Annotated in this window: 25 protein-coding genes and 3 tRNA genes; 11 read left to right on the top strand and 17 right to left on the bottom strand. The window is 67.9% G+C overall.

The genetic code is table 11. From position 1 onward, the window contains the following. Window positions 1-33 precede the first annotated feature (33 nt). Window positions 34-300: a GlsB/YeaQ/YmgE family stress response membrane protein gene (locus tag ACFZA2_RS07055; protein WP_315994068.1), complete on the bottom strand. Its 267-nt coding sequence runs from the start codon at window positions 298-300 to the stop codon at window positions 34-36. Between ACFZA2_RS07055 and ACFZA2_RS07050 the strand changes: the two genes are divergently transcribed. After that, the gene (locus ACFZA2_RS07050; protein WP_391402486.1) at window positions 254-889 is read left to right on the top strand and encodes an undecaprenyl phosphate translocase family protein; all 636 of its coding nucleotides are present in this window, start codon (window positions 254-256) and stop codon (window positions 887-889) included. The genes ACFZA2_RS07055 and ACFZA2_RS07050 overlap by 47 nt on opposite strands. Before the next feature lie 314 nt (window positions 890-1,203). Here the strand turns inward: ACFZA2_RS07050 and ACFZA2_RS07045 are convergent. Then, window positions 1,204-1,287, bottom strand: a tRNA-Leu gene (locus ACFZA2_RS07045). 152 nt (window positions 1,288-1,439) lie between these two features. On the opposite strand from ACFZA2_RS07045, the gene ACFZA2_RS07040 reads away from it, so the two are divergent. From ACFZA2_RS07040 to pknB, 7 genes are read left to right on the top strand one after another with little or no spacing between them, the layout of a single operon-like run. Continuing rightward, on the top strand, window positions 1,440-2,177 hold the full coding sequence (locus tag ACFZA2_RS07040) for a DUF3662 and FHA domain-containing protein (RefSeq protein WP_315994103.1): 738 nt from the start codon (window positions 1,440-1,442) through the stop codon (window positions 2,175-2,177). Beyond that, window positions 2,174-2,719 (top strand): FHA domain-containing protein, encoded by a 546-nt coding sequence (locus tag ACFZA2_RS07035; RefSeq protein ID WP_315994104.1) that lies wholly within the window; start codon window positions 2,174-2,176, stop codon window positions 2,717-2,719. The genes ACFZA2_RS07040 and ACFZA2_RS07035 overlap by 4 nt, the downstream gene beginning before the upstream one ends. Window positions 2,720-2,728: 9 nt before the next feature. Continuing rightward, window positions 2,729-3,967 carry a PP2C family serine/threonine-protein phosphatase gene (locus tag ACFZA2_RS07030; RefSeq protein ID WP_315994105.1) on the top strand — a complete coding sequence of 413 codons (1,239 nt, stop codon included), beginning with the start codon at window positions 2,729-2,731 and terminating at the stop codon, window positions 3,965-3,967. Beyond that, the gene (locus tag ACFZA2_RS07025; protein ID WP_391402481.1) at window positions 3,964-5,367 is read left to right on the top strand and encodes an FtsW/RodA/SpoVE family cell cycle protein; all 1,404 of its coding nucleotides are present in this window, start codon (window positions 3,964-3,966) and stop codon (window positions 5,365-5,367) included. The genes ACFZA2_RS07030 and ACFZA2_RS07025 overlap by 4 nt, the downstream gene beginning before the upstream one ends. Before the next feature lie 40 nt (window positions 5,368-5,407). After that, on the top strand, window positions 5,408-6,862 hold the full coding sequence (locus ACFZA2_RS07020; RefSeq protein WP_391402478.1) for a peptidoglycan D,D-transpeptidase FtsI family protein: 1,455 nt from the start codon (window positions 5,408-5,410) through the stop codon (window positions 6,860-6,862). Then, on the top strand, window positions 6,859-8,649 hold the full coding sequence (locus ACFZA2_RS07015) for a serine/threonine protein kinase (RefSeq protein WP_391402475.1): 1,791 nt from the start codon (window positions 6,859-6,861) through the stop codon (window positions 8,647-8,649). Before ACFZA2_RS07020 ends, ACFZA2_RS07015 begins: the two co-directional genes overlap by 4 nt. Window positions 8,650-8,678: 29 nt before the next feature. Next, window positions 8,679-10,379 (top strand): Stk1 family PASTA domain-containing Ser/Thr kinase, encoded by a 1,701-nt coding sequence (pknB, locus tag ACFZA2_RS07010; RefSeq protein ID WP_391402472.1) that lies wholly within the window; start codon window positions 8,679-8,681, stop codon window positions 10,377-10,379. Here pknB and ACFZA2_RS07005 read toward each other — a convergent pair. From ACFZA2_RS07005 to ACFZA2_RS06995, 3 genes are read right to left on the bottom strand one after another with little or no spacing between them, the layout of a single operon-like run. Beyond that, complete coding sequence (locus ACFZA2_RS07005) at window positions 10,351-11,007, bottom strand: anthranilate synthase component II (protein ID WP_391402469.1); 657 nt, start codon at window positions 11,005-11,007, stop codon at window positions 10,351-10,353. The two genes, pknB and ACFZA2_RS07005, sit on opposite strands and share 29 nt — an antisense overlap. Then, window positions 11,004-11,159, bottom strand: a complete 156-nt coding sequence (locus ACFZA2_RS07000) for a hypothetical protein (protein WP_315994111.1) — start codon at window positions 11,157-11,159, stop codon at window positions 11,004-11,006. The genes ACFZA2_RS07005 and ACFZA2_RS07000 overlap by 4 nt, the downstream gene beginning before the upstream one ends. Further along, complete coding sequence (locus ACFZA2_RS06995) at window positions 11,159-11,941, bottom strand: class E sortase (protein ID WP_391402466.1); 783 nt, start codon at window positions 11,939-11,941, stop codon at window positions 11,159-11,161. Before ACFZA2_RS06995 ends, ACFZA2_RS07000 begins: the two co-directional genes overlap by 1 nt. Window positions 11,942-11,995: 54 nt before the next feature. On the opposite strand from ACFZA2_RS06995, the gene ACFZA2_RS06990 reads away from it, so the two are divergent. Continuing rightward, window positions 11,996-12,235, top strand: a complete 240-nt coding sequence (locus tag ACFZA2_RS06990) for a cell division protein CrgA (protein WP_076673116.1) — start codon at window positions 11,996-11,998, stop codon at window positions 12,233-12,235. Window positions 12,236-12,286: 51 nt separating this feature from the next. Here the strand turns inward: ACFZA2_RS06990 and ACFZA2_RS06985 are convergent, their stop codons facing one another. Further along, on the bottom strand, window positions 12,287-13,213 hold the full coding sequence (locus ACFZA2_RS06985) for a rhomboid family intramembrane serine protease (RefSeq protein ID WP_391402462.1): 927 nt from the start codon (window positions 13,211-13,213) through the stop codon (window positions 12,287-12,289). Between the two features lie 15 nt (window positions 13,214-13,228). Next, on the bottom strand, window positions 13,229-13,786 hold the full coding sequence (locus ACFZA2_RS06980; protein ID WP_363388302.1) for a peptidylprolyl isomerase: 558 nt from the start codon (window positions 13,784-13,786) through the stop codon (window positions 13,229-13,231). 101 nt (window positions 13,787-13,887) lie between these two features. Between ACFZA2_RS06980 and ACFZA2_RS06975 the strand changes: the two genes are divergently transcribed. Both ACFZA2_RS06975 and ACFZA2_RS06970 read left to right on the top strand, forming a co-directional pair. After that, the gene (locus tag ACFZA2_RS06975) at window positions 13,888-14,460 is read left to right on the top strand and encodes a DNA helicase (RefSeq protein ID WP_391402459.1); all 573 of its coding nucleotides are present in this window, start codon (window positions 13,888-13,890) and stop codon (window positions 14,458-14,460) included. Next, window positions 14,457-14,930, top strand: coding sequence for an aminoacyl-tRNA deacylase (locus ACFZA2_RS06970; protein WP_391402456.1), 474 nt, complete (start codon window positions 14,457-14,459; stop codon window positions 14,928-14,930). The genes ACFZA2_RS06975 and ACFZA2_RS06970 overlap by 4 nt, the downstream gene beginning before the upstream one ends. A 6-nt stretch (window positions 14,931-14,936) precedes the next feature. On the opposite strand, the gene ACFZA2_RS06965 is transcribed toward ACFZA2_RS06970, so the two are convergent. The 10 genes from ACFZA2_RS06965 to dnaA all read right to left on the bottom strand — a co-directional run bounded on the left by ACFZA2_RS06965 (window position 14,937) and on the right by dnaA (window position 25,568). After that, entirely contained in the window at window positions 14,937-15,368 is a 432-nt protein-coding gene (locus ACFZA2_RS06965; RefSeq protein WP_391402453.1) for an NUDIX hydrolase, read from the bottom strand. A 130-nt stretch (window positions 15,369-15,498) separates the two neighbouring features. Then, window positions 15,499-15,571: transfer RNA gene (locus ACFZA2_RS06960), tRNA-Ala, on the bottom strand. Between the two features lie 13 nt (window positions 15,572-15,584). After that, window positions 15,585-15,658, bottom strand: a tRNA-Ile gene (locus ACFZA2_RS06955). A gap of 65 nt (window positions 15,659-15,723) precedes the next feature. Next, window positions 15,724-16,125: a DUF3566 domain-containing protein gene (locus ACFZA2_RS06950; RefSeq protein WP_136586371.1), complete on the bottom strand. Its 402-nt coding sequence runs from the start codon at window positions 16,123-16,125 to the stop codon at window positions 15,724-15,726. Then, window positions 16,122-18,749 carry a DNA gyrase subunit A gene (gyrA, locus tag ACFZA2_RS06945; RefSeq protein ID WP_391402450.1) on the bottom strand — a complete coding sequence of 876 codons (2,628 nt, stop codon included), beginning with the start codon at window positions 18,747-18,749 and terminating at the stop codon, window positions 16,122-16,124. The genes ACFZA2_RS06950 and gyrA overlap by 4 nt, the downstream gene beginning before the upstream one ends. A gap of 58 nt (window positions 18,750-18,807) precedes the next feature. Further along, entirely contained in the window at window positions 18,808-20,844 is a 2,037-nt protein-coding gene (gene gyrB, locus ACFZA2_RS06940) for a DNA topoisomerase (ATP-hydrolyzing) subunit B (RefSeq protein WP_391402447.1), read from the bottom strand. A gap of 119 nt (window positions 20,845-20,963) precedes the next feature. After that, window positions 20,964-21,452, bottom strand: coding sequence for a DUF721 domain-containing protein (locus ACFZA2_RS06935; RefSeq protein ID WP_391402444.1), 489 nt, complete (start codon window positions 21,450-21,452; stop codon window positions 20,964-20,966). Beyond that, window positions 21,445-22,599, bottom strand: coding sequence for a DNA replication/repair protein RecF (gene recF, locus ACFZA2_RS06930; RefSeq protein ID WP_391402441.1), 1,155 nt, complete (start codon window positions 22,597-22,599; stop codon window positions 21,445-21,447). The genes ACFZA2_RS06935 and recF overlap by 8 nt, the downstream gene beginning before the upstream one ends. Window positions 22,600-22,658: 59 nt before the next feature. Continuing rightward, window positions 22,659-23,810, bottom strand: coding sequence for a DNA polymerase III subunit beta (gene dnaN, locus ACFZA2_RS06925; RefSeq protein ID WP_391402438.1), 1,152 nt, complete (start codon window positions 23,808-23,810; stop codon window positions 22,659-22,661). Window positions 23,811-24,260: 450 nt separating this feature from the next. After that, complete coding sequence (gene dnaA, locus ACFZA2_RS06920; RefSeq protein WP_391403406.1) at window positions 24,261-25,568, bottom strand: chromosomal replication initiator protein DnaA; 1,308 nt, start codon at window positions 25,566-25,568, stop codon at window positions 24,261-24,263. Between the last annotated feature and the right edge of the window lie 389 nt (window positions 25,569-25,957).

The raw sequence follows: 25,957 nt of genomic DNA, 5'->3' as shown, positions 1-25,957 counted from the left end.
CGGTTCCCCGCCCCGGGCCCTTGTGTCACGTGATCAGCGCGCGGCGCGACGCCCCACGATGAGGCCGTAGATCAGCAGCACGATGATCGATCCACCGATGGCCAGCAGCCACGTCTGGATCGAGAAGAAGTCCTGAAGCGGGGCGTTGAACAGCAGTCCACCGAGGAAGCCGCCGAGCAGGGCGCCGACGACGCCGAGCACCAGCGTGATCAGCCAGCCGCCACCCTGCTTCCCGGGGAGGATCAGCTTGGCGATGGCGCCGGCCAGGAGGCCGAGGAGGAGAAATCCGAAGAATCCCATGTTGTCGTTCCTTTCGCGAGTGAGAACCGAAGCCCGCGCACGGCGGGACTCATTGCATACAGCCTCCTCCCAGGAAAGCGTTTCGCGGGGTGGGTTGCATCGGCGCTCATTGTCTGGTTCGCGCGGGGCGCGTTCGGCTGTTCGCATAGCGTGGGGCGGATGGCCGACCATCTCGCCGACCGCCGTCCCCCTCTCCGCGGCGGTCGCTGTCTGCGCCCTCGTGATGCCGGGATTGTCGGGCGCAGTCCTGCTGCTGATCTTCGGGCTGTACGAGACGACACTCGTCGCCGTCAATGAACGCGATGTCCCGTACCTCCTCGCCTTCGCCATCGGGGCGGTGGTGGGCCTCAGCCTGTTCGTGAACCTGCTGCGGGTGCTCCTCGCCCGGTTCCGCGGGATCATGCTCGCTCTGATGACGGGCCTCATGCTCGGATCCTCCGCGCCCTCTGGCCGTGGCAGGACGAGTTCGGGCAGGCGACGCCGGCGGGACCGGATGCCGTCCCGATGGCGTTGCTCGCGCTGGGGGGGCGCCGCGGTGGTGCTCCTCGTCGTCGCGATGCAGGCGCGACTCGACCGTCTGCGCCGTTGAGCTCTTCATCCCCAATCTGTGGACAACTCTGTGCACAGTCGAAAAACTCATGTGGATAACCCTGTGGGAAGTCGGCGCGGACGGCTCGCCGACGTCACGTCGACGCGGTTCACGTGCCCGTCATTCCGGGCGTCGAGGGGAATTACATCCGCGTAATTCCGCGAGACCGCCCGCATGATCGCGGCGGAGAACGTCCTGGGGAGAACTTCGCTCACAGGGGGTGGAAACTGTGGATAACTTTCCGACGCGGACGACTTCTCGTCCTGCAGAAGACGAAGACCCCGGGGATGAACCCCGGGGTCTTCGTCGTTCTGTGCGCGAGGGGGGACTTGAACCCCCACGCCCTTGCGGGCACTGGCACCTGAAGCCAGCGCGTCTACCTATTCCGCCACTCGCGCGAGTCACGGCACGAATGCCACGAACTCAACTTCCCGAGAATATCACGGCGGGGTCCACGTGACGAAACGCGGCCGCGGGAGGCCGCTTCCATGACCTGCCCAGCCGCCCTGGCTACGATGTGCCTACTGGTCTGCCTGCCCGAAGGAGTCTCGTGGGACTACTCGACAGTTTCGAGAAAGGTCTCGAACGCGCCGTCAACGGTGCGTTCGCGAAGACCTTCCGTAGCGGCATCCAGCCGGTGGAGATCGCCTCCGCGCTGCGCAGCGAGCTCGACAAGAAGGCCGTGGTGGTCACGCGCGAGCGCATCCTGGCGCCGAACGCCTTCTCGGTGCGCCTCTCCCCCGCCGACGACGAGAAGATGGGCGCCCTGGGCTCCACACTGCTCACCGAGCTCGACACGCTCGTGAAGAAGCACGCCCGCACGCAGGGTTACTCGTTCGCGGGGCCCGTCGCCATCACGATCGAGCGCGACTCCTCCCTGTCGACGGGCACGCTCCGCGTGGACTCGCAGACCACCGAGGGCCGTGTCGCCTGGCGCGGTGTCGTCGACATCGACGGCACGCGTCATCCGCTCACGAGCTCGCGCACCGTGATCGGACGCGGCAGCGACGCCGACATCACCATCCCCGACGCCGGCACCAGCCGCAAGCACGTCGAGATCCTGTGGGACGGTGAGCGCGCGATGGTCCGCGACCTGGGCTCGACCAACGGCACCACCCTGAACGGCCGCAAGGTCTCGGAGGCGGCACTGCCCCCCGATTCGACGATCTCGATCGGCCGCACCAATATCGTGTTCCGTGTGGTCGCGCAGGCGCAGCCGCCGCGGCGCCCGCAGGCGTCCGACGCCACGAGCATCTTCGACGTCCGGGAACGGGGACCCCTGTCATGAGTCAGCTGACTCTTCTTCTTCTGCAGGGCGGGTTCCTCGTGCTGCTGTGGTTCTTCGTGTTCGGCGTCGTCTACTCGCTGCGTGCCGACCTCTTCGGCGTGAAGGTGCGCAAGCTCCCCGAGCCGGCGGCAGCGTCGTCCGCTCCCGCGGCCGCGGCGCCGACAGCGTCTCCCGACGCCGTGACCACGCAGGTCAAGCGTCCGGCCGCACCGCCCGCTCCCGCCCCGGTCGGGGCTCTCGCGACGACCGCGGCGGTCTCGCGCATCGTCATCACGAGCGGCCCCAAGGCGGGTCTCGAACTCCCGCTGGGCACCGAGCCGCTCACGATCGGTCGGTCGAGCGAGTCGGGTCTCGTCATCCGCGACGACTACACCTCCAGCCACCACGCCCGACTCGTGCTGTGGGGCGATCAGTGGATGCTGCAGGACCTCGACTCCACCAACGGAACGACGCACGACGGCGTCCGCGTCGCGTCGCCCGTGCAGGTCAAGGTGGGTGCGCCCATCAAGGTCGGCGCGACCACGTTCGAGTTGAGGACGTAAGCCACCTCCATGGTCTTCCAGGGCTCGAGCGCCGCCATCTCGCACACGGGCAAGGTGCGCTCCAACAATCAGGACTCCGGCTATGCCGGGTCCAACCTCTTCGTCGTCGCCGACGGGATGGGCGGTCATGCCGGAGGCGACGTCGCCTCGAGTCTGGCGATCCACCGGCTGACCGAGCTCGACCAGCCCTTCGGCACCCCCGCGCAGGCGGAGCACGCGATCCGCGACGCCCTCGCCGACACCGCGGCCGAGCTGATCGACACGGTCGCCCGCCGCCCCGAGCTCGCCGGCATGGGCACCACGGTGAGCGCCCTGGTGATGGTCGACGACTACGCCGTCATCGGCCACATCGGCGACTCGCGCATCTACCTCTACCGCGACGACACGCTCACGCAGATCACGGCCGACCACACCTTCGTGCAGCGCCTCGTCGACTCGGGCCGCATCACGCCCGAAGAGGCGCGATACCACCCGCGGCGCTCCGTCCTCATGCGCGTGCTCGGCGACATGGACCCCGATCCCGAGGTCGACAGCTTCATCATGCCGACACAGGACGGCGATCGCTGGCTGCTGTGCTCCGACGGGCTGTCGGGGGTCGTCGACGACCCGCACACCGCCAAGACGCTCGCCCTCGGCATGCCCCCGGCGCGCACGGCCGACGCGCTGCTCAAGCAGGCGCTCGACGGCGGCGCGCCCGACAACGTCACCGTGGTGCTCGTCGACGTGGGCGGCCAGCATCCGGTGTTCATCGGCACCCCGGCGATCGTCGGCTCCGCCTCCAACCCGAGCGGCGTAGTCGTCCCGGCGGCCCGGCCCAGCCGTCCGAACTGGCTGCACCACGCCCGCCAGGTCGCCAACGAACCGACCCACTTCGAGCCCGCCGCGGAGTTCCTCGAGGAGCTCATCGAAGAAGACCGCCGTCGCGCGCGCCGTCGCCGCTTCGGCTGGCTCGCCGCGCTGCTCGTCGTGCTGGCCGGCATCGGGCTCGCCCTGTTCGCCGGGTACAACTGGACCCAGACGCGGTACTACGTCGGCGCCGACGAGAACTCGGTCGTGATCTACCGCGGCATCCAGCAGTCCATCGGGCCGATCTCGCTGTCGACCGTCTACGAGGACACCAACATCGTGCTCGCCGATCTGTCGGACTTCGACCGTCAGACCGTCGAGGCCACGATCTCGGCCCGCTCGCTCTCCGATGCGGAGCTGATCGTCGACCGCCTGCGCCCGGCGGCGGAGGGAAGCGGATGACCGACCAGAAGCAGACGCGCTCCCCCGACGCCGTGTCGACCGACACGGCCGTGATGCGCGCCCTGAAGAAGATCCGCGTCCCGGCGACGCAGCGCAACCGCGAGCTGGGTCTGCTCGTCTTCGCGATCGCCGTCTACGGCTCCGCGGTGGCCCTCGTCCAGCTCGGGGCGACCGGTGCGATCGACACGGGCTTCCTCTCGCTCGCCGCCGTGCCCGCCGTGCTCGGCCTCGTGATGCACGTCGTGCTGCGCCTGCGCGTGCGCGACGCCGATCCGTTCGTCCTCCCCATCGCCACCGTGCTGACGGGTCTCGGCATCGCGATGATCTACCGCATCGACCTCGCCGACCAGAGCAGCGGATGGGATGCCACGGGTCACCGCCAGATCGCGTGGGCCGCCATCGCGATGGTCTGCGCACTGGCGGTGCTGATCTTCGTCCGCAACTACCGCGTCCTCTTCCGGTACACCTACCTCTCGGGGCTGGTCGGCATCCTGCTGCTGCTCCTGCCGTTCGTGCCGGGTTTGGGCACCGACCAGAACGCCGACGTGTGGGTCTCGCTCGGCTTCGTGTCGTTCCAGCCCGGTGAGCTGGCGAAGATCTGCCTCGCGATCTTCTTCGCCGGCTACCTTGTGCGCACCCGAGAGAGCCTCACCTCCACGGGCACCCGGTTCCTCTTCATGACCTGGCCGCGGGCGCGCGAGCTCGGCCCGGTGCTCATCATCTGGCTCGTCTCGCTCGGCATCATCGTGCTGCAGCGCGACCTCGGAACCGGCCTGCTCATCTTCGGCATGTTCGTCGCCATGCTCTACGCCGCGACCGGCAAGACGAGCTGGGTCGTCATCGGCCTGATCCTCGTCGCCAGCGGTGCGTTCCTGGCATCCCGCGTTCTGCCCTACGTCCAGGGCCGCTTCGCCAACTGGCTGAACGCCTTCGACCCCGAGGTCATCGACCGCGACGGCGGCAGCTATCAGCTGGTGCAGGGCATCTTCGGCCTGTCCCACGGTGGACTGTTCGGCACCGGGCTCGGCCAGGGGCGTCCGTACATCACGCCGCTGTCGCAGAGCGACTACATCGTCCCCAGCCTCGGCGAGGAGCTCGGTCTCGTCGGGATCTTCGCGATCCTCGCGCTGTACATGGTGTTCACCAGCCGCGGCATCCGCGTCGGTCTCGCCGGTCAGGACGACTTCGGAAAGCTCCTCGCGACGGGCTTCTCGTTCACGATCGCCCTGCAGGTGTTCATCATGGTCGGCGGCGTCACGCGCGTCATCCCGCTGACGGGTCTGACCACGCCCTTCCTCGCCGCCGGCGGGTCGTCGCTCATCGCGAACTGGATCATCGTGGCGTTCCTGCTGCGCATCTCCGACGCCGTCCGCTCCCGCCCCCGGGTGGTGATCGGCTGATGCGCCGCACCCCCGCCGCCCCCCGACCCGAGGAGGCACCGTGACCAAAGAACTCCGACGCCTCAGCATCGTCATGCTCGCCATGTTCCTGGCGCTGTTCGCCTCGACGAGCGTCATCCAGGTCGTCCAGGCGAACGCCCTGACCAACACCCAGGGCAACACCCGCGCCCTCTACGACTCCTTCGAGATCCAGCGCGGATCGATCATCGTCAGCGGCACGCCGATCGCCCAGTCGGTCCCGTCCGACGACGTGTACAGCTGGCAGCGCCAATACGCGGATGCCGCCATGTGGGCGCCCGTGACCGGCTACATGAACCCCGTGCTCGACGCGAAGACCAACATCGAGTCCGCCGAGAACAGCGTGCTCAGCGGCTCCGACTCGAACCAGTTCTTCTCGCGCATCGACCGCGCCATCACCGGCCAGGCCCCGCGCGGATCGAACGTCGAACTCTCGCTCGACGCCAACGTGCAGAAGGCGGCGTGGGACGCCCTCGGCGACCAGCAGGGCGCCGTCGTGGCGATCGAACCCTCGACCGGGCGCATCCTCGCCATGGTCTCGAAGCCGAGCTTCGACACGAACACGCTCGCCTCCCACGACACGGATGCCGTGAACGCGGCGTACGACCAGCTGGTCGCCGACAGCGCGAAGCCGCTCGACAACCGCGCCATCGCGGGGAACCTCAACCCCCCGGGGTCGACGTTCAAGCTCGTCGTGGCCTCGGCCGCCCTGGCATCCGGCAAGTACACCCCCGACTCGGCCTTCCCCAATCTCGCCGCCTACACGCTGCCGCAGTCGACCAACGTCGTCAGCAACGCCGGCGGCGGAACGTGCGGCGGCGGCGACACCGTGACCATCGCGACGGCCCTGCGGCTGAGCTGCAATATCCCGTTCGCCGAGCTCGCTGTCGAGTTGGGAGACGACGCGATCCGCGCGGAGGCGGAGAAGTACGGTTTCAACACGTCCTTCACGATGCCGCTGACGTCGACCGCGTCCACCTACCCGGCCAGCCCCAACGCGCCGCAGACCGCGCTGAGCGGCTTCGGCCAGGGCGACGTCCGCGCCACGCCGCTGCAGATGGCCATGGTCTCGGCGGGCATCGCGAACGACGGCGTGGTCATGAACCCGCGGATGGTCGATCGGGTGATCGAGCCGAACCTGTCGGTGACCGACGAGGGAACCAGCAGTGAGTTCGGTCGCGCGATCGAGTCCGACGTCGCCGCCCAGATGGTGGCGATGATGACGGCGAACGTCCAGGACGGCGCGGCATCGAATGCAAGAATAGACGGGGTCCAGGTGGCGGGTAAGACCGGCACCGCGGAGAACGATTCCCGCCCCTACACTCTCTGGTTCACCGGCTTCGCACCGGCGGACGACCCTCAGGTCGCCGTCGCCGTGGTCGTCGAAAACGGTGGAGGCCAGGGGCAGAGCGGGAGCGGCAACGAGATCGCCGCCCCGATAGCGAAGAAGGTCATGGAGGCGGTGCTGGGTAAATGAGACCGACACAGGGTGTGACCTTCGGCGGGCGGTACGAGCTCGATTCACGGATCGCGATCGGCGGTATGGGCGAGGTCTGGGAGGCGACCGACCACGTCATCGGCCGGACCGTCGCCATCAAGATCCTCAAAGACGAGTACATGGGCGATCCGGGCTTCCTCGAGCGCTTCCGCGCCGAAGCCCGCCACGCCGCGCTCGTGAACCACGAGGGCATCGCGAGCGTCTTCGACTACGGCGAGGAAGACGGCAGCGCCTTCCTCGTGATGGAGCTCGTCCCCGGCGAGGCCCTGTCCACGATCCTCGAGCGCGAGGGGTCGCTCTCGAGCGACAAGACCCTCGACATCGTCGCGCAGACCGCAGCCGCCCTCCAGGCGGCGCACGCCGCGGGCCTCGTGCACCGCGACATCAAGCCCGGCAACCTGCTGATCACCCCCGACGGCCGCGTGAAGATCACCGACTTCGGGATCGCCCGCATCGCCGATCAGGTCCCGCTCACCGCGACCGGCCAGGTCATGGGCACGGTGCAGTACCTCTCCCCCGAGCAGGCCTCAGGACACCCGGCGTCGCCGGCCACCGACACCTACTCGCTGGGCATCGTCGCGTACGAGTGCCTGGCCGGGAAGCGTCCCTTCACGGGCGAGTCGCAGGTGGCCATCGCCATGGCGCAGATCAACGAGCAGCCCGCTCCCCTGCCGCCCACGGTCGCGGTCCCGGTGCAGAACCTCGTCATGGCGATGATCGCGAAGAAGCCCGAGGACCGCCCGGCATCCTCCGCCGCCGTCTCGCGCGCCGCAGCCGCCCTTCGCCGCGGCGACCTCGCCGCTGCCGCGGCGGCCGTCCCGGCGATCGCCGCCGGCGCCGCCTCCGTCGACGACGCCACGCAACTCCTCACCTCGGGGCAGACCTCGGCCACCACGCGCCTGCTGCCCGCGGCCGGCGCCGCCGCCGCGGGCGTCGCTCCCGTCCTCACGGAGGAGCACACCGAAGAGGACGCCGCCCCGCAGAAGAAGAAGCGCAGCCCCTGGACGTGGCCGCTGGTCGCGCTCATCGTGCTGCTCGCCCTCGTCCTCGGCGGAACCCTCTTCACGCTCCTGGCGAATCAGGGCGAACCGGACGCCGCCCCCACCAGTTCCGCTCCGAGCTCCGCGGCCCCGAGCACCCCCGCATCTCCGTCGAACACGCCGACGCCCACGCAGTCGGCGCAGCTCGTCGATGTCGACGCCCTCGACCTCATCGGCAAGACCTGCGACGAAGCCCGCAGCATCCTGGGCGAGGCGAACCTCGGCGCGACGTGCGCCACCGGCACCGCCGCCGAGAGCGCCGATCAGATCGGTCTCGTGTACATCGTCGACCCCACGGGACGCAACCCCGAGGGCACGAACATCACGGTGACCGTGTACGGCGAAGAGACGCCCCTGCAGCAGCCGGGCACGCCCACCCTCCCGGGCGCGTCCGTCACGGCCGGCAGCGACATCCAGGTGTCGTGGCAGCAGTACTCCTGCCCCGCCGGTACCGGCAGCGTGACGTCGTACAACTTCACCGCGACCAACGGCACGTTCGACACGAACGGTCAGTCGACGGCGTCGTTCTCGCCCGACGAGCGCAACGCGCAGCTGAAGGTGAGCAACTCGGCCGGACAGTCGCTGCGCGTCACCTACACCGTGAGCTGCTCGGGCACCGACCGCACGGCAGGGCCCTCCGGCGAGGCATCCGCCTCAATTACCGGGGGCAACTCGCCGAGCCCCTCCTCCACGGGCAACGGCGCCGCCGCCACCACCAAGCCCTGAGCTTCGACCCACCCCCTCCGGGAGTTTTCGTGACCATTGAGACGCGCGTCCTGTCCGGGCGCTACCGCGTCGACGACCTCATCGGTCGCGGCGGCATGGCGAGCGTCTACCGTGGCTACGATCAGACGCTCGGGCGCACGGTGGCCATCAAGATCCTCAAGGCCGATCTCGCGGGCGACGCCGCATTCCGTACGCGCTTCCGTCTCGAGGCGCAGGCGGCGTCCCGCATGGCGCACCCGACCATCGTCCGTGTCTTCGACGCGGGCGAAGACGTCGAGGTCGGCATCGACGGCCAGGAGCGCCCCGTTCCGTACATCGTCATGGAGCTCGTGCACGGGCGCCTGCTGAAGGAGATCATCGCCGAGGGATCGGTGCCGGTCGACGATGCGCTGCGCTACGTCGACGGCATCCTCGAGGCCCTCGAGTACTCTCACCGCGCCGGAGTGGTGCATCGCGACATCAAGCCCGGCAACGTCATGATCACGGATGCCGGACGCGTCAAAGTCATGGACTTCGGTATCGCGCGAGCCGTGTCCGACTCGTCGTCCACCGTCGCCGAGACGACCGCGATCGTGGGCACGGCGGCGTACTTCTCGCCGGAGCAGGCGAAGGGTGAGTCCGTCGACGCCCGAGCCGACCTCTACTCCACCGGTGTCGTGCTCTACGAACTGCTCACGGGCCGCCCTCCCTTCCGCGGCGAGACCCCCGTGGCCGTCGCGTATCAGCACGTCAGCGAGGCCCCGCTGCCGCCGAGCGAGGTCAACGAGAGCATCCCCCGCGCCCTCGACGCGATCGTGCTGCGCGCCCTCGCGAAAGACCCGTTCCAGCGTCCGCAGGATGCCGCGGGCTTCCGCGAGGCGCTCGATGAGACCGCCGACGGCAAGGCGCCGACGAAGCGCCAGATGTCGGCCCTGTCGAACGAGCTCTACGGGCCGAACCCCCGCCAGGCCGCCGAGACCGCCCGTTCGCTCCGGCAGCTCAGTACCGACACGACCATGCGTCGCACCCAGCCCGGTCCGCCCGTCGCGTGGATCTGGGCCGGGGTGACGGTGCTCGCCGTCCTCCTCGTCGCCGTTCTCATCTGGGTGATGCAGATCCAGCCGAACGACGACGTGCCCACGAACTCCTTCACCGTCCCCAACGTCGTCGACATGTCGTACGACCGCGCGGTCGAAACACTCGAGGCGCAGGAGCTCACCGCGAACCGTGTCAACGAACCCGACGCGAGCATCGCCGCGGGCAACGTGACGCGCACCACTCCCGACTCGGGGACCACCGTGGCATCCGGCCAGCAGGTCACCGTCTACGTCTCGACCGGACCCGACACCGCGTCGGTGCCGTCGTTGGAAGGACTCTCCGAGTCCGAGGCGCGCAGCGCGCTGCAGAACGCCGGCCTGTCGGTCGGATCGATCCGTCGCACCACCGACCCCGCCCTCGCCGCGGGCACCGTGATCTCCGCGAGCGCGGAGGCCGACACGCAGCTGGCCAAGGGCACCGCGGTCAACCTCGTGGTCGCCAGCGGGCAGGTCGTGATCGTCAACTACACCGGGTACACCCTCGACGCCGCCAAGCGCGAGCTCGAGTCCGACAGCAAGCAGCTGACGGTCGTCACCCAGGAAGACGCCGGATGCCGCGCCACGACGCCGCAGACGGTGAGCGGCCAGTCGCTCGCCCCGGGTGAGGTGCCGGTGCACAGCGAGATCACGCTGACGGTCTGCTCGGGCTCCTGAGGCCGCGCGGGCTGAGACGGGCGGCGCGTTCGGCCGCGCCGGGCATGCCGGCGTTCTCCAACCACCGACCCAGGAGCGCGTGGCCCCCCTCGGTGAGGATGCTCTCCGGGTGGAACTGCACCCCCTCGATCGGCGCGGAGCGGTGGCAGAGCCCCATGACGACACCGCCATCCGTGAGCGCCGTCACCTCGAGCGCGTCCGGCACCGCCCCCGGGTCCACCGCGAGGGAGTGATACCTCGTCGCCGAGAATCCGTCCGGCAGGTCGGCGAAGACGCCCGCGCCGTCGTGTCGGACGACGCTCGTGATCCCGTGCAGCAGCTCGGGGGCGTGCCCCACGCGCCCCCCGAACGCCGTCGCGATGGCCTGGTGCCCGAGGCACACGCCGAGAAGAGGGATGCCGAGCTCCGCCGCCTCGAGGATCACTCGCTCGGACTGGCCGGCTTCGGCGGGATGCCCCGGGCCCGGGGAGACCAGGACGGCATCGGCGGCCCGTCGGACGACCGTCGTCAGCCTGGTGTCGTCGGCGGACAGGAGGTCCGTCTGCGCACCCAGGTCGCGCAGGTAGCCGGCGAGGGTGTGGACGAAACTGTCGCGGTTGTCGACGATGACGACGCGCCAGGGGCTCACTCGACCGTGACCTCCTGCGGGTAGACGATGTCGCTGACCCAGGGGAAGACGTAGAAGAAGAGGCCGTAGAGCACGGCCGCCAGCAGGACGATCACGATCAGCAGGCGCACCCACCACGGACCGGGGAGGACGCGCCAGAGGGCTCCGTACATCAGGCTGCTCCAGAAGTCAGGGCGAGAGGCGGGCCCGCCTCGGTCCGGGGGGTGTACGACTCGAAGACACCGTAGGCGATCGCCCGTTCCGAGAAGCCGTAACGCGGGCTGCAGGTCGTCATCGTGATGATGCGGTCGGTCACCTCGATCTCGGGGTGCTGCGGAAGGGGCAGCAGCACGTCGACCGCGTCCGGACGCACGTACTCGAGGTTGCGGTAACGGTAGGTGTACCACCCGGTCTCGGTCTCGACCACGATGGCGTCACCGATGTGCAGCGACGGCAGATCCGCGAAGGGGGCCCCGTGGCTCCCGCGGTGACCGGCGATCGCGAAGTTGCCGAGCTGACCGGGCATGGCGGTGTCGGGGTAGTGCCCGAGGCCGATGGGGTCGAGTGTCCGCGACGCGCTCACCCCACCGGCCAGGCGGAACTGATAGTCGGGACCCAGTCGTGGAATGCGCACGACGCCGAAGATCTGGGCATCGTCAGGCTGCGTCATCGCCGGCGGATCGGCGGTGGGCGGGACGCCCGGAGTCGAGGTGTCGCTCGGAGCCGGTGGGGGCGGATCGGCCGCCCACGACTCGGTGATATCGCGCGCCTCGTTCTTGAACTGCGATCCGATGATGACGTCGCCGATCCACAGCTGCCAGACGACGAAGAGGAGCACCAGCACACCGGCGGTCACGAGGAGGTCGCCGATCACGCCGATGACCGAGAGACCGCGACGGGGAGCCGTCGTGCGCCGCCGTGCCCGTCGGGTCTGAGGCTGAGGGACGGTGTGCACGAGGCGAGTCTAGTTCCGTGGGTTCGCGCACACCTGAGCATTAGACTGTGCCGCATGGCTCGAACTGGCAAAGGCGAAGACCCGATCGCCGAACGCAACGACGGTGGATCCGCCCCGAACCCGGTGTGGTTCCTGCCCATCATGATCGGCCTGATGCTGATCGGCCTCGTCTGGGTGCTGGTGTTCTACCTCAGCAACTCGCAGTTCCCCATCCCGGGGATCGGTCCTTGGAACCTCGTCATCGGGTTCGGCATCGCCTTCGTCGGCTTTCTCATGACCACCCGCTGGCGCTGACTTACACCCGTGTAATTCATCCCCACCTGTGGATGAGGCTGTGGATAAGTCTCAGAGGTAAGCCACCGCGGGTATCGCCAGCAGCGCGATGAGCACCACGGTGACGGCTACGAGCAGACCCGTCTGCAGACCCCTTTGACGCTGCGCCCGCGTGCGCGAGTAGATGACGCCGACGACGGCGCCGGTGACGAGGCCGCCGAGGTGCGCCTGCCACGAGATGCCGATGGCTGCGAGCGACGACGCGAAGTTCCCGGACCCGATCGCGTTGATCCCGGCCAGGACGAACGGCCAGGCGAAGTTGATGGCGATGAGGATCGCGATCACGCGGATGTCGGCGCCGAGGTGCCGACCGATCACGAGCAATGCGCCGAACAGCGCGAAGATGGCTCCGGACGCGCCGACCGTCCACACACCCGGTGCCAGCAGGGCGACGGCGACCGAGCCGCCGAGCGCCCCGAGCAGATAGAGGATCAGGAACCGCGCCCTGCCGAGTAACGGCTCGAGGCTGCGCCCGATGAACCACAGCGCGAGCATGTTCAGCGCCATGTGAAGGAAGCTGCCGTGCACGAGTGCCACCGTGAGCAGACGCCACGGCTGCAGGATTCCCGCCTGCGGCAGCACGAAGAAGCTGTTGAACGCCAAGAGGTCGGACAGCACGCTTCCGACACCCGGGATCAGCCCGACGATGTAGACCAATCCGGTCACGGCGATGATCCCGAGCGTCATGGTCGGCCGGCCTGACGAGACGACCGACATGGGACGGGACGCCCAGCGGCGTTCAGCCTTCTTCTGCGCCGGTGTCTGCGTGGCGCGCTGCTGCGCCATGCACTCGGGACAGATCACTCCGACGGCGGCGGGGGTCCGGCACTCCGAGCACACGGTGCGCATGCACCGCTGGCACAGCACGAAGCTCTGCCGGTCGGGATGCCGGTAGCAGAAGTTGTCGCTGTTGCGACGGAACTCCTCGGTGGTGGACACCCGCCGCCGTCCGGATCAGACCGCGGCGATGTCGACCGAATGCAGCACGACGTCCGCCTTCGGCCGATCCTGAGCACCGGTGGGAACGGCGGCGATGGCGTCGACCACGGCCTTGGAGGCGTCATCCGCCACCTCGCCGAAGATCGTGTGCTTGCCCTGGAGCCACGGAGTGGGGTCGGTGGTGATGAAGAACTGCGAGCCGTTCGTTCCCTCCGGCTGACCCGTGATCGCGTTGCGACGCAGGCCGGCGTTGGCCATGGCGAGCTTGTAGGGCGCGGTGAAGTCGAGCTCGGGGTGGATCTCGTCGTTGAAGTTGTATCCGGGGCCGCCGATGCCCTGACCGAGCGGGTCGCCGCCCTGGATCATGAAGTTGGGGATGATGCGGTGGAAGATGACGTCCTTGTACAGGGGACCCTCGCCCTTGGCGCCGGTGGCCGGGTTGGTCCATTCCTGCGTCCCATCGGAGAGACCGATGAAGTTGCGGACGGTGCGCGGAGCGTGGTCACCGAAGAGGTTGACGACGATGTCGCCGTGGTTGGTGTGCAGGGTCGCGACGGCGGTGTGGTTGGCCATGGGTACATTCTCTCAGAGTTATCTGCAAGGGTCGGCGGCGCGGACGGCCCGTTCTGGCAAGATGAGGGCAACGTACATCCCATCGACAGGGAGGATGAGCCGTGGGCCTCAGCCGCAAGAGCAAGAAGGAACTGCGCAAGCTCCAGAAGCACGCCGCCAAGGTGTGGGAGTCGCAGCAGGTGCTGCTGGGCGAGAGCGGGAAGGTCGCTCGTGAAGCCGGCCACCAGCTCGGTCGCTTCAGCCGCGAAGACCTCGTCCCCGCCGTGCAGGACGGCTACAACAAGTACGCCGCGCCGTACGTCGACAAGAGCGTGAAGTACAGCAACCGCTTCCTCAGCAACAAGGTCGTTCCGGCCGCTGGTGCTGTCGTCGGCGGTGCACTCTCGGTGTGGGACGCCGCAGGCGACACCCGCGACCGTCTCGCCAAGGGCAAGGGCTTCGAGCTCGACACCCACAAGTATGCGAAGCGCGCCGAGAAGTACGGCAAGCAGGCCTCGAAGCGCCTCTCCAAGAAGCTTCCGTCACAGCACGACGGCATGGGCGCCGGTGGCGTCATCGCCATCATCCTCGGCGTCGTCGCCGCGGCGGGCGTCGCGTACGCCGCCTGGCAGACGCTGCGGGCCGACGACGAGCTGTGGGTGGCCGACGACCCGCTGCGGGCGCCGGACGCGTGAGCGATCCCACCATCAGAGTCAGAGAGGCCGCGCGCGAGCGCGGCCTCTCTGTCGATGTGCGTGAGCGACCCGCTGCGTCGAGTCTCGACGAGGCGGCCGCTCTGCTCGGCATCCCCTCGGCATCCATCGTCAAGACGCTGGTCGTCAAGCGCTCTGACGACACGTACCTCTTCGCGCTGGTTCCCGGCGATCGGGCCATCTCCTGGCCGAAGCTGCGAACCGTCGTCGGGGTGAACAAGCTCCGCCTGCCCGAGCCCGAGCTGGCCCTCGCGGCGACGGGCTACGAGCGCGGCACGATCGTGCCGATCGGCAGTTCCACCGCATGGCCCGTCTTCGCCGATGAACGCATCGTGGGCACTCGCATCGCGATGGGGGCCGGAGCACACGGATACAGCCTGTTCGTCGAAGCCGACGACCTGATCGCCGCGTACAGCGCCACCGTCGCCGACATCACCACCGAGCGGCCCTGACCGCGATCAGGGCCGCGGCAGGTCGGCCATGCGCAATGCGATGTCGACGAGTTGCACCCGCCGCACCTTCCTCGCGGCCTCGAGCGTGAACCACGCGGCCCGGTCGGTCGAGCCGTCGGTCTCGAAGCGAAGCCGACCGCCGACGATGCGCGCGCGATAGACGATGCGCAACGCGTGCAGAGGCTCCGAAGCACCCTCCGCGAGCCTCGACTCGGCGGGGATGACACGGGAGTGGATGCCGAGCAGGTCGCCGACGACGACCCGGAACCCGGTCTCCTCCCGAACCTCTCGACGCACCGCGTGCACCGGATCCTCCCCGGGCTCGAGTCCGCCACCGGGGAGCGTCCACGCGGCCCGTCGACCGTCGATCCAGTGGGCGAGCAGCACGCGGTCGTCGGCGTCGGTGATGACGGCGTACGCGGCGACCCGCATGTCCATGACCGAACTCTACCGACCGCCGACGGCAGCCCCTCTCCGCCGAGCGGAAAGCCGGCCCCGCATGCCGAACGCATCCTCAGCCGGAAAACGCCGAAAGCCGGCCCGAGAGCCGGCTTTCGTGTCGCGGATGTGGAGCCTAGGAGATTCGAACTCCTGACATCCTGCTTGCAAAGCAGGCGCTCTACCAGCTGAGCTAAGGCCCCGCGAGGGAAGGGGTGGGGCTACCAGGACTTGAACCTGGGACCTCTTCATTATCAGTGAAGCGCTCTAACCGCCTGAGCTATAGCCCCGTCTCGCTGACGTGATGTCAACCTCGAAGACTTTACCGGACTTGCGAGGTTTTGACGAATCGGCGTCAGTTCGAGGTGAAACCGACGAGCAGGCCGCCGGTCACCTTGACGGCGAGGTTGTAGATCCCGGCCATCACGGCGCCGAGGACGGTGACCACGACGAGGTTCAGGATGGCGACGATCGCCGCGAACGCCATCACCTGCGGCAGACCGATGTACTGCGAGAGCGTCGCTCCCCCGTCGGTGAAGCTGGTGAAGAACTCATCGAGCTTCGTGAGCAGCGTCGCGGAGACCACCAGGTAGATCAGGAAGTACGACACGACGGTCACGATCGCGAGAGCGACCGCCACCAGGAACGACAGCTTCACCGCCGACCAGAAGTCGATGTACACCAGGCGCAGCCGCACCTGCTTGGCAGGGGTCTTGTGAGTCGACTTCTTGGCGAGCTTGTCGGCTACCGTGCTCATGCGTCAGTACTTTCCTCGGGGGTCTCGGGAGTGGAGGCGGTGACCTCGTCCGCAGAATCTGCGGCGGGCTCCGTGGCCGTCTCCGTCGTCTCGGTCAGGTTGCGCTCGGCGTTCCGGGCGATCGCGATGATCTTGTCGTCGCCTCCTGCGCGGGCGAAAACGACACCCATCGTGTCGCGTCCCTTGGCGGGCACCTCGGCCACGGAGGAGCGTACCACCTTGCCGCTGGCAAGAACCACAAGGACCTCGTCGGTCTCGGACACCATCATCCCGCCCGCGAGCACCCCGCGATCATCGGTCAGACGGGCCACCTTGATGCCCAGACCGCCGCGGTTCTGCATGCGGTATTCGGTCACTGCGGTGCGCTTGGCATAGCCGCCCTCGGTCACCACGAACACGAACTCGTCGTCCTTGGCGACGGATGCCGAGAGCAGGCTGTCGCCCTCACGGAAGTCCATGCCCTTCACACCCGACGTCGACCGGCCCATCGGGCGCAACGCGCTGTCGGTGGCCGAGAAGCGCAGCGACATTCCCAGGCGGCTGATGAGGAGGATGTCCTCTCCCTCGTCGACCAGGAGCGCACTGACAAGCTCGTCGGCGCCGGCCTGCTCGTCATCGCCCTCGTCGGACGTCTGACCACGCAGCTTGATGGCGATGACACCACCCTGACGGTTGGTGTCGTACTCGTCGAGACGCGTCTTCTTGACCAGACCGCCCCGGGTCGCGAGGACCAGGTAGGTCGCCACCTGGTAGTCGCGGATGTCGAGGATCTGCGCGATCTCCTCGTCGGGCTGCAGAGCGAGCAGGTTCGCGACGTGCTGGCCCTTGGCATCCCGGCCGGCCTCGGGGACCTCGTAGGCCTTCGAACGGTAGACCCGTCCCTTGTTCGTGAAGAACAGCAGCCAGTGGTGCGTCGTCGTGACGAAGAAGTGCTCCACCACGTCGTCGGCGCGCAGCTGCGCGCCCTTCACGCCCTTGCCACCGCGGTGCTGCGAACGGTAATTGTCGCTCCGGGTGCGCTTGATGTAGCCGTCGCGGGTGACGGTGACGACCATCTCCTCCTCGGCGATGAGGTCTTCGATCGAGACGTCGCCGTCGAAGCCGTGCAGGATCTCGGTGCGACGGTCGTCGCCGAAACGATCGGTGATCGCGGTGAGCTCGTCGCGGATGATGGTGCGCTGACGCCCGGGGGTGGCGAGGATGTCGTTGTAGTCGGCGATGCGCGCTTCGAGCTCGGTGGCCTCGTCGACGATCTTCTGACGCTCGAGAGCGGCGAGACGACGAAGCTGCATGTCGAGGATGGCCTGCGCCTGCACCTCGTCGATGTCGAGGAGCTTCTGCAGCCCCTCGTTGGCATCCTGAGCCGTGGGCGAGCGGCGGATCAGCGCGATGACCTCGTCGAGCGCGTCGAGCGCCTTGAGGTAGCCGCGCAGGATGTGCATGCGCTCCTCCGCCTTGCGCAGGCGGTAGCGCGTCCGACGGACGATGACCTCGATCTGGTGGTCGATCCAGAGGCTGATGAAACCGTCGAGCGACAGCGTGCGCGGCACGCCGTCGACGATGGCCAGCATGTTGGCCCCGAAGTTCTCCTGGAGCTGGGTGTGCTTGTACAGGTTGTTGAGCACGACCTTCGCGACCGCATCGCGCTTGAGCACCACGACCAGGCGCTGACCGGTGCGTCCCGAGCTCTCGTCGCGGATGTCGGCGACGCCGGTGATCTTGCCCTCACGGGCCAGGTCGCCGATCTTCACGGCGACGTTGTCGGGGTTCACCTGGTAGGGCAGCTCGGTGATCACGAGGCACGTTCGGCCCTGGATCTCCTCGATGTTCACGACGGCGCGCATCGTGATCGAGCCGCGCCCGGTGCGGTACGCGTCCTTGATGCCGCGGGTGCCGAGGATCTGCGCGCGGGTGGGGAAGTCGGGCCCGGGGATGCGCTGCATGAGCGCTTCGAGCAGCTCCTCGCGGGTGGCATCCGGGTTCTCGAGAGCCCACAGGGCTCCGGCGGAGACCTCGCGCAGGTTGTGCGGCGGGATGTTCGTGGCCATACCGACCGCGATGCCGACGGAGCCGTTGACCAGCAGGTTCGGGAAGCGCGCCGGCAGGACCGTGGGCTCCTGGGTCTGGCCGTCGTAGTTGTCCTGGAAGTCGACGGTCTCTTCCTCGATGTCGCGCACCATCTCGAGCGCGAGGGGAGCCATCTTGGTCTCGGTGTACCGCGGCGCGGCCGCGCCCTGGTTGCCGGGCGAACCGAAGTTGCCCTGTCCGAGGGCCAGCGGGTAGCGCAGCGACCACGGCTGCACGAGGCGCACGAGGGCGTCGTAGATGGGCGCGTCACCGTGCGGGTGATAGTGGCCCATGACCTCGCCGACGACACGGGCGCACTTCGAGAACGACTTGTCGGGCCGGAAGCCGCCGTCGTACATGCCGTAGATCACACGGCGGTGCACCGGCTTGAGGCCGTCGCGCACGTCAGGCAGCGCGCGACCGACGATGACGCTCATCGCGTAGTCGAGGTAGCTCCGCTGCATCTCGAGCTGCAGGTCGACCTGGTCGATCTTGCCGTGGTCGTGCACCGGCTCACCCCGGACGTCGTCGGGCTCGGGGGTGGTGTCGTCAGCCATGTCTTCTCAGTTCCGTAGTGCGTTCGTCGTCTGGATGCCGTGTCTCGCGTCGGCGAGATCAGATGTCGAGGAAGCGGACGTCTTTGGCGTTGCGCTGGATGAAGCTGCGGCGCGACTCGACGTCTTCGCCCATGAGGACCGAGAAGATCTCGTCGGCTGCCGCGGCGTCGTCGATCGTGACCTGCTTGAGCGTGCGGGTCTGGGGGTCCATGGTGGTCTCCCAGAGCTCGTGATCGTTCATCTCGCCGAGACCCTTGTAGCGCTGGATGCCGTTGTCCTTCGGGATGCGACGGCCGGAGGCCTGTCCATCGACCAGCATCACGTCGCGCTCGCGGTCGCTGTAGGCGTATTCGTGCGGGTGGTTCGACCACTTCAGGCGGTACAGCGGAGGCTGCGCCAGGTAGACGAACCCGGCCTCGATCAGACCGCGCATGTAGCGGAACAGCAGCGTCAGCAGCAGCGTCGTGATGTGCTGGCCGTCGACGTCGGCATCGGCCATGAGCACGATCTTGTGATAGCGAGCCTTCGCCATGTCGAAGTCCTCGCCGATGCCCGTGCCGAAGGCCTGGATCATCGCCTGGACTTCCTTGTTGCCCAGAGCGCGGTCGAGCCGCGCACGCTCGACGTTCAGGATCTTGCCGCGCAGGGCGAGGATCGCCTGCGTGTGGGGGTCGCGCCCCTGCACGGCCGAGCCGCCGGCTGAGTCACCCTCGACGAGGAAGATCTCGCTGATCGAGGGGTCCTTCGACGTGCAGTCCTTGAGCTTGTCGGGCATCGCGGCCGACTCGAACACGCTCTTGCGGCGAGCGGTCTCGCGCGCTTTGCGTGCGGCCAGACGCGCGGTGGCCGCGTCGATGGCCTTGCGGATGATGTTCTTCGCCTGGCCCGGGTTGCGGTCGAACCAGTCGCCCAGCTTGTCTCCGACCACCTTCTGCACGAACGCGCGCGCCTCGGTGTTGCCCAGCTTCGTCTTGGTCTGACCCTCGAACTGCGGCTCCGACAGCTTGACCGAGATGACGGCGGTCAGGCCTTCGCGGATGTCGTCGCCGGTGAGGTTGTCATCCTTCTCCTTGAGGAGGTTGTTCGCGCGCGCGTACCGATTGACCAGTGTGGTCAGAGCGGCACGGAAGCCCTCTTCGTGAGTGCCGCCCTCGTGCGTGTTGATGGTGTTGGCGTACGTGAAGACGTTCTCGGTGTACGCCGTCGTCCACTGCATCGCCAGTTCGAGGGCGATCTTGCGCTCGGTGTCCTCGGACTCGACCTCGATGATCTCGTCGTTGACCACGTCGGCCTTGCGCACGCGGTTGAGGTGCTCGACGTAGTCGACCAGACCGCGTTCGTAGAGGAACGAGTCGTGACGGGCCTCGGTGATCTCTTCGCCCGGCTCGCCCTCGGTGACGACCGACTGCGGACGCTCGTCGCGCAGGCTGATGCGCAGCCCCTTGTTGAGGAACGCCATCTGCTGGAACCGCGTGCGCAGCGTGTCGTAGTCGAAGTCGATCGTGTCGAAGATCGTGGCATCCGGCCAGAAGGTGATCGAGGTACCGGTCGCCTCGCTCTCCTCCCCCTGCTCGAGGGGGGCGAGCGGCACGCCGCCGTTGCGGAACGACTGACGCCAGACGTGTCCTTGACGCTGCACCTCGACCTCGAGGCGGGTGGACAGAGCGTTCACCACCGATGAGCCCACGCCGTGCAGACCGCCCGAGACGGCGTAGCCGCCACCGCCGAACTTGCCGCCGGCGTGGAGCACGGTGAGCACGACCTCGACGGTCGACTTGCCCTCGGTACGGTGCATGTCGACCGGGATGCCACGGCCGTTGTCGACCACGCGCACGGCGCCGTCGCTCAGGATCGTCACGTCGATGGTGTCGCAGTAGCCGGCGAGGGCTTCGTCGACGGAGTTGTCGACGATCTCCTGAACGAGGTGGTGCAGTCCTCGCTCTCCGGTGGAACCGATGTACATGCCGGGGCGCTTGCGGACGGCCTCGAGACCCTCGAGCACCTGGATGGCGTCTGCCCCGTACTCGTTGGGAACCTTTGCGGCGGTGGTCGCTTCGGGTTCCTCGGAAACGTTGTCGGGGTTCTCGGACGTCATGAGTACGCGCGCTCCAGATCGATTCGTCGGAACCTCCATCTTACCGCGCAGGACTCGTCTAAATGGCGTGTACGCCCCTACGCGGGCAGAAATCGTGTCGAACCGGGACCGACCATGGCCTAACCGTAGGTATCGCGCGGACCGCGGCCTGGAACGGCTCTGGGGCCCCATTTCCAAGAGGGGACGTCGGGGCCGACGAAGCGGATCGCCTCCACCCCCGCCTCGGGGAAGCGTCGGATGATCTCCGAGAGGATGTGCGCGCGCATCAGCTGCAGCTGCTTCGCCCACGCGGTGGAGTCGGCCTGGACCGTCAACGTGCCCGCGTCCAACGCGACCGGACGGGTGTGCGCAGCCGTGTCGGCACCCGCCACTTCGTCCCACGTGCGCACGAGATCCTCGCGCGAGAGCTGCGGCTCCCATCCCGCCGAACGGGTGAGCGACGACAGGACGTCGCCGAGGCCACGGGGATCGCGACCGGGCGCGAACGGGGCGTTCTCCCCGTCATCGGCGCGACGCCGCCGCTTCTTCCGGCGGTAGGGCGACGGCTCGAGCCCGCGCAGGCGCAGATAGGTCGCCATGGTCTCCGGGAGCTCCGGCTCGTCAGCCATCGAGGGACTCCTGAATGCGACCGGCCTCGACCCGCACGACATGGGCGCGCAGCCCCTCGGGCACGTCCTCCTCCACCGCGGAGGTGACGATGACCTGCTCGTACCCGCCCGCCATCTCGGCCAGACGCGTGCGCCGCCCGGAGTCGAGCTCGGCGAACACGTCGTCGAGGATGAGGACCGGGTCGCCGAGGCGGGATTCGGCCCGCAGCAGTTCCGCCGACGCGAGCCGGAGGGCGAGAGCGACCGACCAGGACTCGCCGTGGGACGCGTACCCCTTGACGGGCAGGCCGTTCACCTCGAGGACGAGGTCATCGCGATGAGGTCCGACGAGAGTGAGACCGCGCTCGAGCTCGGCGCTGCGACGCGCGGCGAGCGCCGCGCGGAACTGATCGGCGAGCGGGCCCGACCGACCGGATGCATCCCCGGACTCTCCCTCTTCGGGATCGCCCCCGCCGACGGACAGGGCCCACGACAACCGCGGGTCGTGGTCGGCTCCCGCGATCGCGGCGTACGACCGCGCCATCGGTGCGGAGAGATCGGATGCCAGGGCGAGGCGGGCTTCGATGACCTCGGTGCCCAGCGAGACGAGCTTCTCGTCCCACACGTCGAGGGTGCTGAGGGCGTCGCCCCGCACGCCGCGCGCCCGCGCCGATTTCAGCAGCGCGCTGCGCTGGCGCAGCACCCGGTCGTAGTCCGCCAGGACGGCAGCCATCCGCGGTGTGCGCTGCACGATGAGCTGATCGGCGAATCGACGCCGGGACGAGGGGTCGCCGCGGACGATCTGAAGATCCTCCGGGGCGAACAGTACGACCTGCGCGTAGCGCGGAAGCTCCGACGTGCGGACGTTGACGCCGTTGACGCGCGCCTTGTTGGCTCCCTGCCGGTTGAGCTGCAGCTCGAGGAGGACGCTGCGTTCGCCGTGAGCCAGCCTGGCGCGGACGATCGCGGCATCCGTGCCGTCTCGCACCATCGGCGCGTCGTTCGAGACGCGATGGGAACCGAGCGTGGCGAGGTACGCGACGGCTTCGACGAGATTCGTCTTGCCCTGCCCGTTGCGCCCGACGAACACATTGGCTCCCGCGGAGAGCGAGACGTCGGCGCCCGCGTAATTGCGGAAGTCCTTCAGTCCGAGCTGCTCCACGATCACCGAGTCAGACTACCCGTCGCCTCCGACACGACCACGGCGCCGCAGGCGTGCGGCCGCGGTCAGCGCAGCAGCAGGTTCGGCTGCAGGAGGTACTTGAACGACCCCTCGCCGCCCTTGTCGACCGAGGTCTGGGGGGTGACGAGCACGGGACTGAGCTTGTTCGCGTTGTCGCTCGACGTGAATGTGATGCGAGTGAATTCGCTGCGCACCGCGCCGAGGGACTCGAGCAGGTACTGCGGGTTCAGGCCGAGGGTCACCTCGTCGCCCACCAGCGTGGCGTCGACGGATTCCGTCGCGCGCGCCTGCTCGGTCCCCGACGCGTCCATCGACACGCCCTCGGAACCGAAGGTGAAGCGCAGCGGCGCGGACCGGTCGAGCACGAGCGCGACACGACGGACCGCCTCGGCCAGCTCGGCGGTGTTCACGACGCTGTGGTGCTCGGTCTGCGCCGGGAAGAGCCGGCGCACGGGCGGGAAGTTGCCCTTGATGAGCAACGACGTCACGGTCTTGTTGCCCGACGAGAACGCGATGATCTCGCGGTCTCCCGAGCCCGAGAATGCGATCGAGATGTCGCCGCCGTGCGCGAAGGTCTTGCCGACCTCCTGCAGGGTGCGGGCGGGGACGAGAGCCGACGTCGGCTCGTCGGAGGCCGCAGCCCCGCCATCCCACGGGATCTCGCGGAGGGCGACGCGGTAGCGATCGGTGGCGACCAGACTGAGCTGCGTTCCGGTGACCTCGAGCTGGACGCCGGTGAGGACAGGGGTGACGTCGTCACGGGAGGCGGCGAAGGCGACCTGCGCGATCGCGGTGGCGAACTCGTCTGCGGGCACCAGGCCCGACTCACCCGTCACCTCGGGAATGGCGGGGTATTCCTGCACCGGCATGGAGGCCAAGGTGAACCGGGCCGATCCGCAGGTGAGCAGGATGCCGCCGTCGTCGTCGACGGCGATCTGGATCGGGGCGTTCGGGAGACGGCTGGCGATGTCGCTGAGGAGGCGGCCGTGGACGAGGATCGTGCCCGGCTCGTCGACGGTGGCCTCGATGGTGGTGCGCGCCGAAGCCTCGTAGTCGAAGGCGGCAAGGGTGAGCCCCTGCTCGCCCGCCTCGATCAGCACGCCGGCCAGGATCGGCTGCGGATTGCGCTGAGGCAAGAGCTTGACCACGAACGAGACGGCTTCGCTGAACACATCGCGATTGACGTGGAACTTCACGGGCGCTCCCTTGACGGCGGGTATGGCTTACCCATGCTAGTGCCCTGCTCCGGCTGCGCCCGTTGTGCGCCGCTTGCACGGCAAGGTCATCGAATCTCTCTTAACTCGGATAAAGGATCTTCATCTTGTTAACCGCTGTGGAGACTGTGGATAACTTCCGACACGCGTGTTAACACAAGGGATCGCGCGGTCTGTTAAGTGTGGACGTGTTGCGGAGACCCTGGGCACTTAACAGAGGCCGAGGATGCCGGCATCCCCTCGTCATCCACAGTGTTAACGCGTTCGTGCACATCTCATCCGCAGCAAATCGGAGTTATCCACAGGTTTTCCACACTGTGTAGAACCGGCTGAAAGATATCGGTCGACGGCGTTTCGCGGCTCGCTGACGCCCGAAAACGACCGAGGGGCCCGTCCGAAAACCTCGGACGGGCCCCTCTCGCAAACGGGCGCTCAGCGCATGCGGCCGAGTTGGCTGGTGATCTCGGAGACCTGGTTGAAGATCGAACGGCGTTCCTTCATCAGGTCGCTGATCTTCTTGTAGGCGTACATCACCGTGGTGTGGTCCCGGTTGCCGAAGAGCTGCCCGATCTTCGGCAACGACAGGCTGGTCCGCTCCCGGCAGAGATACATCGCGATCTGTCGCGCGGTCGCGACGGCCTGCGACCTGCTCGAGCCGTAAAGGTCGTCGACCGACAGCTTGAAGTATTGTGCGGTCGCCGTGATGATGTCGGTCGGCGAGATCACGTTGGCGTCGTCCTGGTCGATGATGTCGCGCAGCACCGTCTGCGCCAGCGACATGTCGAGGGTCGATCGGTTCAGACTCGCGAACGCCGAGACGCGGATGAGGGCGCCCTCGAGTTCGCGGATGTTCGACGAGACGACCGTGGCGATGTACTCGAGGACGTCGTCGGGGATCAGCAGTCGTTCGCTCTGGGCCTTCTTACGGAGGATCGCGATGCGCGTCTCGAGGTCGGGTGCCTGGACGTCGGTGATGAGGCCCCACTCGAAGCGGCTTCGCATGCGGTCTTCGAAGCCGGTCAGTTGCTTCGGGGGGAGGTCGCTGGTGATGACGACCTGCTTGTCGTGATCGTGCAGCGTGTTGAACGTGTGGAAGAACGCTTCCTGCGTCTCGGCGCGACCCTGCAGGAACTGGATGTCGTCGATCAGCAGGATGTCGACGTCGCGATATCGCGCCTGGAAGGCCGATCCCCGGTTGTTTGCGATCGAGTTGATGAAGTCGTTCGTGAACTCCTCGCTCGAGACGTAACGCACGCGGATGCCGGCGTACATGCTCGCGGCGTAGTCGCCGATGGCGTGGAGGAGGTGCGTCTTCCCGAGGCCGGAATCTCCATAGATGAAGAGGGGGTTGTAGGCCTTGGCCGGAGCCTCGGCGACCGCGACGGCGGCGGCGTGCGCGAATCGGTTGGACTGACCGATCACGAAGTTGTCGAAGGTGTACTTCGGATTCAGCCGGGTGTCGTTGCGCGAGGCCGGGACGATGGGTTCCGGAGTCTGCTCGACCGACGATGAGTGAGTCGCCGTCGCTGCCGAGGAGCGATCCGACGCGGCGGGCGCCGGCGCGGTGGACGGCCGCGGATTCTCGACGAGATCGGGGTTCACGACCACCCGGAAGGTGCCGACCGCGGGGTCTTCTCCCTGGACCTGCGCGAGGGCCTCCATGATCGGTGCCCGCATGCGCTTGTTGAACTGAGCTGCGGTCAGGTCGTTGGGGACATCGAGGTAGAGCGTCCCGCCCATCACTCCCTGGGGCACGGCGAGGTTGAGGAAGCCGTGGAGCTGCGGTGTCACGCGGTCGTCGGTGAGAAGATGGTCCAGCACGGCCGACCAGACGGGAACATCCGGTACTTCGTGCAGAGACATATCCCCTCCGGGATCTAGACGCGACGGGCGATCGACGTGTCGCGCCGAACCTGTGGATAACTTCCGGGGCCACGCTAGTTCGCGGCTCTCGCGGAGCAAAATCCACTGTAGGACCCGGCCGCGTGTCTTTGCCATGCTTGTGGACAACGCCTGGGGATAATAGGCGGTCGGCCGCCCGGTTTGAGTTAACGGCGCGCGCGACGTAGCCTTAGTCGGTTGACTTATGCCTATACGGCAGTCCCGACCCCGTCCCCGGCAGAAGAGCA

Source organism: Microbacterium sp. NPDC007973 (assembly GCF_042958465.1).
Taxonomy (GTDB): Bacteria; Actinomycetota; Actinomycetes; order Actinomycetales; family Microbacteriaceae; genus Microbacterium; species Microbacterium galbum.
This window is presented reverse-complemented; position numbering and strand designations above follow the sequence as displayed.

What these genes read in the sequence shown, in the direction of transcription:
- ACFZA2_RS07025 (WP_391402481.1), top strand. Translation starts at nt 3,964, where the DNA reads ATGACCGACCAGAAGCAGACGCGCTCCCCCGACGCCGTGTCGACCGAC.
- dnaA (WP_391403406.1), bottom strand. Translation starts at nt 25,568, where the DNA reads ATGGGCGGGACGCTCTACCTCGATGTCCCCAACGACCTGACCGCAGCT.
- ACFZA2_RS07050 (WP_391402486.1), top strand. Translation starts at nt 254, where the DNA reads ATGGCGCCGGCCAGGAGGCCGAGGAGGAGAAATCCGAAGAATCCCATG.
- ACFZA2_RS07055 (WP_315994068.1), bottom strand. Translation starts at nt 300, where the DNA reads ATGGGATTCTTCGGATTTCTCCTCCTCGGCCTCCTGGCCGGCGCCATC.
- ACFZA2_RS06935 (WP_391402444.1), bottom strand. Translation starts at nt 21,452, where the DNA reads ATGGCTGACGAGCCGGAGCTCCCGGAGACCATGGCGACCTATCTGCGC.
- ACFZA2_RS07030 (WP_315994105.1), top strand. Translation starts at nt 2,729, where the DNA reads ATGGTCTTCCAGGGCTCGAGCGCCGCCATCTCGCACACGGGCAAGGTG.
- ACFZA2_RS07035 (WP_315994104.1), top strand. Translation starts at nt 2,174, where the DNA reads ATGAGTCAGCTGACTCTTCTTCTTCTGCAGGGCGGGTTCCTCGTGCTG.
- ACFZA2_RS06950 (WP_136586371.1), bottom strand. Translation starts at nt 16,125, where the DNA reads ATGAGCACGGTAGCCGACAAGCTCGCCAAGAAGTCGACTCACAAGACC.
- ACFZA2_RS06965 (WP_391402453.1), bottom strand. Translation starts at nt 15,368, where the DNA reads ATGGACATGCGGGTCGCCGCGTACGCCGTCATCACCGACGCCGACGAC.
- ACFZA2_RS07015 (WP_391402475.1), top strand. Translation starts at nt 6,859, where the DNA reads ATGAGACCGACACAGGGTGTGACCTTCGGCGGGCGGTACGAGCTCGAT.
- ACFZA2_RS06990 (WP_076673116.1), top strand. Translation starts at nt 11,996, where the DNA reads ATGGCTCGAACTGGCAAAGGCGAAGACCCGATCGCCGAACGCAACGAC.
- ACFZA2_RS06980 (WP_363388302.1), bottom strand. Translation starts at nt 13,786, where the DNA reads ATGGCCAACCACACCGCCGTCGCGACCCTGCACACCAACCACGGCGAC.
- gyrB (WP_391402447.1), bottom strand. Translation starts at nt 20,844, where the DNA reads ATGACGTCCGAGAACCCCGACAACGTTTCCGAGGAACCCGAAGCGACC.
- ACFZA2_RS07000 (WP_315994111.1), bottom strand. Translation starts at nt 11,159, where the DNA reads ATGTACGGAGCCCTCTGGCGCGTCCTCCCCGGTCCGTGGTGGGTGCGC.
- gyrA (WP_391402450.1), bottom strand. Translation starts at nt 18,749, where the DNA reads ATGGCTGACGACACCACCCCCGAGCCCGACGACGTCCGGGGTGAGCCG.